Origin of the sequence: Roseateles sp., assembly GCF_036404855.1 — a bacterium.
Lineage (GTDB): Bacteria > Pseudomonadota > Gammaproteobacteria > Burkholderiales > Burkholderiaceae_C > Pelomonas.
On record NZ_DASWYS010000342.1, the window covers coordinates 26,386 to 32,608 of the forward strand.

A 6,223-nucleotide genomic window follows, 5' to 3' on the forward strand; every position below is an offset into this window, starting at 1 on the left:
TTCAGGCGGCGTCCGCGTCGGCGTCCTGCTTGCGGGCAAAGACATAGCCGGCTCCACGTACGGTCAGCACGCGGCGGGGGTTCTTGGGGTCGTCCTCGATGACGGCGCGAATGCGCGAGATGTGCACGTCGATGGAGCGGTCGAAGGCCTCCAGCGGATGGCCCTTGAGGGCGTCCATGATCTGGTCGCGGCTCAACACGCGGCCCGGACTTTGCGCCAGCACGACGAGGAGGTCGAACTGGTGGCTGGTCAAGTCGCAGATTTTGCCGTCCAGGCGCGCCACGCGCGCGGCCAGGTCGATCTCCAAGCGGCCGAAACGCAGCACCTCGTCGCCGTCGAGCTTGGGCTCCAGGCGGCGCAGCAGTGCCTTGATGCGGGCCTGCAGCTCGCGCGGCTCGAAGGGCTTGGCGAGGTAGTCGTCGGCCCCCAGCTCCAGGCCGAGGATGCGGTCCATGGGCTCGCCGCGGGCCGACAGCATCAGCACCGGCTGGTGGCGCCAACGCGCGTCGCCGCGCAGCCAGCGACAGAAGTCCAGGCCGTCGCCATCGGGCAGCATCAGGTCGAGCACCAGCAGCTCGAAGCGGCCATGGGCCAGGGCCTCGCGGGCCTGGGCCAGGCTGCCAGCCGTGCTGACTTCGAAGCCGGCGGCACGCAGATAGTCGCCCACCATGCCGGTCAGCCGGGCATCGTCATCGATCAACAGAAGTCGTGCGCTACTCATCACCGGACCGAGAGAAGGAAAGGGAGACCGGCGCGTCTCGGCGCCGGCGGAACGGGGCTCAAGCATCGCAGAACTCCTCGGCGACGGCCAATCAGCCCGCGTGCCGCCCCGCCATGCGGGCCTGGCGCTTCTTCATCAGCTCGGCAATCTTGGCACGCTGTTCGGGCGTCAGCACACGTGCGGCGTCGATGCTCGCCTGGCTGAGGCGCTTGGAGGCGGTCTCTCGCTGGGCACTGATCTGCACGCGCAAGGCCTCGATAGCGGCCGCGTCGATGTTGGTAGCCGTGTAGAGCGCTGCCATCTGCTGATGCAGCTTCATGCCGGCATCGCGCTGGCCGGAGAGGTCTTGGCGGGCGGCCTTGAAGATGGCGTCGATCTGGCTGCGCTGGCCGTCCGTCGCGTTGACCGCGTCGAGCAGGTGCTCCATGTGGCCGCCGAAAAGACCGTCGGGCGCCATCATGGCCGGGCCGCCGCGAGGACCGTGGCCGGGCTGAGCCTGGGCAGCAACGCCAGTGACGGCCAGGGCCACCGAGACGGTGGCCACACGCAACAGGTTCTGGATCTGGAAGGCTTTCATCAGAGGTCTCCTGGAAGAAGAGGGCGTGAAGTCATCTTCCAGGCGGCCTGTGAGGGGTCTTTGGGGGCGGGGTAAAGAACTGTGAAAGCTAACAGGGTCAGTTTTGCTCTCGTTGAACCGCCCCACCCCGGGGCAAGCCGGCCCTGGCCTTACTTGATGGGCTTGAAACGCATGCGCTTGGGACGTGCGCCTTCCTCACCCAGGCGCTTCTTCTTGTCGGCCTCGTACTCGTGGAAGTTGCCGTCGAAGAAGAACCACTGCGAATCACCCTCGCAGGCCAGGATGTGCGTGCAGATACGGTCCAGGAACCAGCGGTCGTGGCTGATGACCATGGCCGAACCGGCAAACTCCAGCAGCGCTTCTTCAAGCGCGCGCAGCGTTTCGACGTCCAGGTCGTTGGAGGGTTCGTCGAGCATCAGCACATTGCCGCCCTGGGCCAGCGTCTTGGCCAGGTGCAGGCGGCCGCGCTCACCGCCGGACAACGCGCCGACGAGCTTCTGCTGGTCGTTGCCCTTGAAGTTGAAGCGGCCCAGGTAGGCGCGGCTGGGCATGACGAACTTGCCGACGACGATGTTGTCGAGGCCGCCCGAGACGTCTTCCCACACGGTCTTGTCTGCCGCCAGGCTGGCGCGGCTCTGGTCCACGAATGCCAGCTTGGCGGTCTTGCCGATCTTGACCGTGCCCGAGTCCGGCTGCTCCACGCCCTGGATCATGCGGAACAGCGTCGACTTGCCGGCGCCGTTGGGGCCGATGATGCCGACGATGGCGCCGGCAGGCACCTTGAACGACAGGTTGTCGATCAGCACGCGATCGCCGAAGCTCTTGCTCACGTTCTCGAACTCGATGACTTCATTGCCCAGGCGCTCGGCCACCGGGATGAAGATCTCGTTGGTCTCGTTGCGCTTCTGGTATTCGACGTCGCTCAGTTCCTCGAAGCGGGCCAGACGCGCCTTGCTCTTGGCCTGGCGGCCCTTGGCGTTGGAGCGCACCCACTTCAGCTCTTCCTTCATCGCCTTGGCGCGCGCGTCCTCGGACTTCTGCTCCTGCTCCAGGCGGCGCTCCTTCTGGTCCAACCAGTCGGAGTAGTTGCCCTTCCAGGGAATGCCGTGGCCACGGTCCAGTTCCAGGATCCACTCGGCCGCGTTGTCGAGGAAGTAGCGATCGTGAGTAATGGCCACGACGGTGCCCGGGAAGCGCTGCAGGAACTGCTCCAGCCACTCCACGCTCTCGGCGTCCAGGTGGTTGGTGGGTTCGTCGAGCAGCAGCATGTCGGGCTTGGACAGCAGCAGGCGGCACAGCGCGACGCGGCGCTTCTCGCCACCGGACAGCACGCCAATGACGGCATCCCACGGCGGCAGGTTCAGCGCGTCGGCGGCCAGCTCCAGCTGCAGGTCGGTGTTCTCCGAGCCGGCGGCGGCAATGATGGCTTCCAGCTCGCCCTGCTCGGCGGCCAGCTTGTCGAAATCGGCGTCCGGCTCGGCGTAGGCGGCATAGACCTCATCCAGGCGCTTCTTGGCGGCCAGGACACCTCCGATGCCCTCTTCCACCGCCTCGCGCACCGTCTGCTCGGGGTTCAGCTTGGGCTCCTGCTCCAGGTAGCCGATCTTGATGCCCGGCATCGGGATGGCTTCGCCCTCGATCTCCTTGTCGACGCCGGCCATGATCTTCAGCAGGGTCGACTTGCCGGAGCCGTTCAGGCCAAGCACGCCGATCTTGGCGCCGGGGAAGAAGGACAGCGAGATGTCCTTGAGGATGTGGCGCTTGGGGGGAACCGTCTTGTTGACGCGGTTCATCGAGAAGACGTACTGGGCCATGGGCAAATCCTGTGAGGCTGAAATGGCGGCAGGCCCCGGAAGAGGCCTGCGTTGCCTGCTATTGTCGCCGAGCCCGCGTTTTGAGGAAGTCAGATGCTCCGTCTCGTCATTGCCGTGCTCGCCCTCGCCACCGGCTGTACCCAGGCCCAGACCTTGCGCTGGACCAGCCAGGGCGACATGCAGACGACGGACCCGCACTCGCAGAACGAGGTCACGACCAACAGCCTGAACAGCCAGGTCTACGAGACGCTGACACGGCGCATGCAGGACCTGAGCATGGGGCCGTCGCTGGCCACCGAATGGGCGCAGGTTTCGCCGCTGCTGTGGCGGTTCAAGCTGCGCCCGGGTGTGAAGTTCCACGACGGCACGCCCTTCACGGCCGACGACGTCGTGTTCTCCATGCAGCGGCTACGCGACCCCAATGCGCCGCAGCGCGTCTATGCCAACGCGGTGGGCATCCCGAAGGCTGTCGGCCCACTGACCGTGGAGTTCGCGCTGGACAAGCCCAATCCCATCGTGCCCGAGCTGCTCGGCAACCTCTACGTGATGAGCCGGCGCTGGTGCGAGGAGCACCGCGTGACGCGGCCCTTGAACTTCAAGCAGCAGGAAGAGTCCTATGCCAGCCGCAACGCCAACGGCACCGGCCCCTTCATGCTGGTCAGCCGCCAGCCCGGCGTGAAGACAGTCTTCAAGCGCAACCCGAACTGGTGGAACAAGTTCGAAGGCAATCTGCAGGAGTTCGTCTACATGCCGATCTCCAACGACGCGACACGCACCGCGGCGCTGATCTCGGGCGAAGTGGACTTCGTGCTCGACCCGCCGCCGCGCGATGTGGCCAGGCTGCGCACCCTGCCCCATCTCAAGGTGCTGGACGGTGAGGAGAATCGCCTGATCTACATCGGCATGGAGCAGACGCGCGACAAGCTGCCCTACGGCCGCGCGCCCGACGGCAAGAACCCGTTCAAGGACCTGCGCGTACGCAAGGCGCTCTATCACGCCATCGACGCGGAGGCCATCAAGGTCAAGCTGATGAACGGCTTCGCCGTGCCCACCGGCGGCCTGACGCCGTCGCCGCGTGGCGCCTACGGCGACGCCAAGCTGGAAACCCGCCTGCCTTACGACGTGGGGCAGGCGAGGAAGCTGCTGGTCGAGGCCGGCTATGCGGACGGCTTCGACGTCACGATGGACTGCCCCAACAACCGCTATGTCAACGATGAGCGCATTTGCATCGCGCTGGCCAGCATGTGGGCGCAGGTCAAGATCAGGGTCAAGGTCAATGCCATGCCGCGCAACCTCTTCTTTCCCAAGATCGAGAAGTTCGACACCAGCCTTTTCCTCACCGGCTGGGGCGGCGGTTCCACCGATGCCGAGATCGTGCTGACGCCCGTGCTGCGCAACCGCGGCGAGCAGGGCGTGGGTGTGGCCAACTACGGCGGCTCCATCAACAATGAGGCCGACGCCCTCGCGGCCGCCTCCACCATCGAGACCGATCCGAGGAAGCGCGAGGCCCTCGTCAAGTCCGCACTGCAGGCCTTCCGCGAACAGGTCAACATCATCCCGCTGCACAGACAGGTCATCCCCTGGGCAATGAAGCGCGAGGTCAGCATCCCGCACTCGCCCAATAACTGGGCCAACATGGACTGGGTCACGATCTCGAAATAAAACCGGCGGCCGCAGCCGCTAGAATGCCTCCAACGCCGCGCCTCTCAGTCTTGCGCGGCGTTTCATTTTTCTGCAGCCCCGCACGCGGCCTGGCTTGCCCGAAGACTGGTGTCGCCTCCCCGGCGGCACGGCGAGCCCCGGTGATTGTCGGCGTGCCCTCCCCACTTTGGATTCGATGAGTTTCGACACCCTCGGCCTGGCAGCTCCGCTGCTCAAGGCCATCGCCGACGCCGGCTATACCACCCCCACCCCCATCCAGGCCCAGGCCATTCCCGCCGTGCTCAACGGCGGCGACCTGATGGCCGTCGCCCAGACCGGCACCGGCAAGACCGCCGGCTTCACGCTACCCATGCTGCACCGCCTCGCCACCGGCGAGAAGCTGCTCAACAAGCGCGGCAAGATCGCCATCCGCGCCCTCGTCCTGACGCCCACCCGCGAGCTGGCCGCCCAGGTCGAGGAGAGCGTGCAGACCTACGGCAAGTACCTGCCGCTGAAGAGCATGGTCATGTTCGGCGGCGTCGGCATGCAGCCGCAGATCAACAAGCTGCGCGACGGCGTGGACATCCTCGTTGCCACGCCCGGCCGCCTGCTGGACCACGCCCAGCAGGGCACGCTGGACCTGAGCCAGGTGCAGATCCTCGTGCTCGACGAAGCCGATCGCATGCTGGACATGGGCTTCGTGCACGACATCAAGAAGGTGCTCGCGCTGCTGCCCGCCAAGAAGCAGAGCCTGCTGTTCAGTGCCACCTTCAGCGACGAGATCAAGAACCTCGCCGACCGCCTGCTGAACCAGCCGGCCCTCATCGAGGTGGCCCGCCGCAACCAGACCAATGACCAGATCGCGCAAAAGGTCCATCCGGTCGGCCGCGAGCGCAAGAAGGAACTGCTGGTCCATCTCATCAAGAGCGGCGACTGGCACCAGGTGCTGGTCTTCACGCGCATGAAGCATGGCGCCAACCGCCTGACCGACTACCTGAACGACCAGGGCATCAGCGCCATGGCCATTCATGGCAACAAGAGCCAGGGTGCGCGCACCAAGGCACTGGCCGACTTCAAGTCGGGCGACCTGACCTGCCTGGTGGCCACCGACATCGCGGCCCGCGGCATCGACATCGACCAGTTGCCCCACGTCGTCAACTTCGAGCTGCCCAACGTTCCCGAGGACTACGTGCACCGCATCGGCCGCACCGGCCGCGCCGGCGCCCAAGGTGAAGCGGTGAGTCTGGTCTGCGTCGACGAGAACGGCTTCCTGCGCGACATCGAGAAGCTCATCAAGCGCGAGATCCCCAAGGAAGTCGTGGCCGGCTTCGCACCCGATCCCAACGAGCGTGCCGAGCCCATCGTGCTGGGCCGCACCGTGCTCAACCCCAATGGCAGCCGTGGCCGCAATCCCAACCCGCCTCAGCATGCCGGACGCGGTGGTCGCCCAGGCGGCGGAGGCGGCGGTGG

The 6,223-nt window shown here is 66.1% G+C and carries 5 protein-coding genes; 2 read left to right on the forward strand and 3 right to left on the reverse strand.

Features of this window, described 5'->3' with window-relative positions:
• Position 1 precedes the first annotated feature (1 nt).
• The 3 genes from VGF12_RS22875 to ettA form a co-directional block, all read right to left on the reverse strand.
• Entirely contained in the window at positions 2-721 is a 720-nt protein-coding gene (locus VGF12_RS22875) for a response regulator transcription factor (RefSeq protein ID WP_331178350.1), read from the reverse strand.
• 91 nt (positions 722-812) lie between these two features.
• Positions 813-1,298 carry a Spy/CpxP family protein refolding chaperone gene (locus tag VGF12_RS22880; protein WP_331178351.1) on the reverse strand — a complete coding sequence of 162 codons (486 nt, stop codon included), beginning with the start codon at positions 1,296-1,298 and terminating at the stop codon, positions 813-815.
• A 149-nt stretch (positions 1,299-1,447) separates the two neighbouring features.
• Entirely contained in the window at positions 1,448-3,112 is a 1,665-nt protein-coding gene (ettA, locus tag VGF12_RS22885) for an energy-dependent translational throttle protein EttA (RefSeq protein WP_331178352.1), read from the reverse strand.
• Positions 3,113-3,205: 93 nt separating this feature from the next.
• Here ettA and VGF12_RS22890 point away from each other — a divergent pair, with 93 nt between their 5' ends.
• Both VGF12_RS22890 and VGF12_RS22895 read left to right on the forward strand, forming a co-directional pair.
• Positions 3,206-4,774, forward strand: coding sequence for an ABC transporter substrate-binding protein (locus VGF12_RS22890; RefSeq protein ID WP_331178353.1), 1,569 nt, complete (start codon positions 3,206-3,208; stop codon positions 4,772-4,774).
• A 175-nt stretch (positions 4,775-4,949) separates the two neighbouring features.
• Positions 4,950-6,223: DEAD/DEAH box helicase (locus tag VGF12_RS22895; RefSeq protein WP_331178354.1), on the forward strand; the 1,274-nt coding region annotated here is incomplete at its 3' end.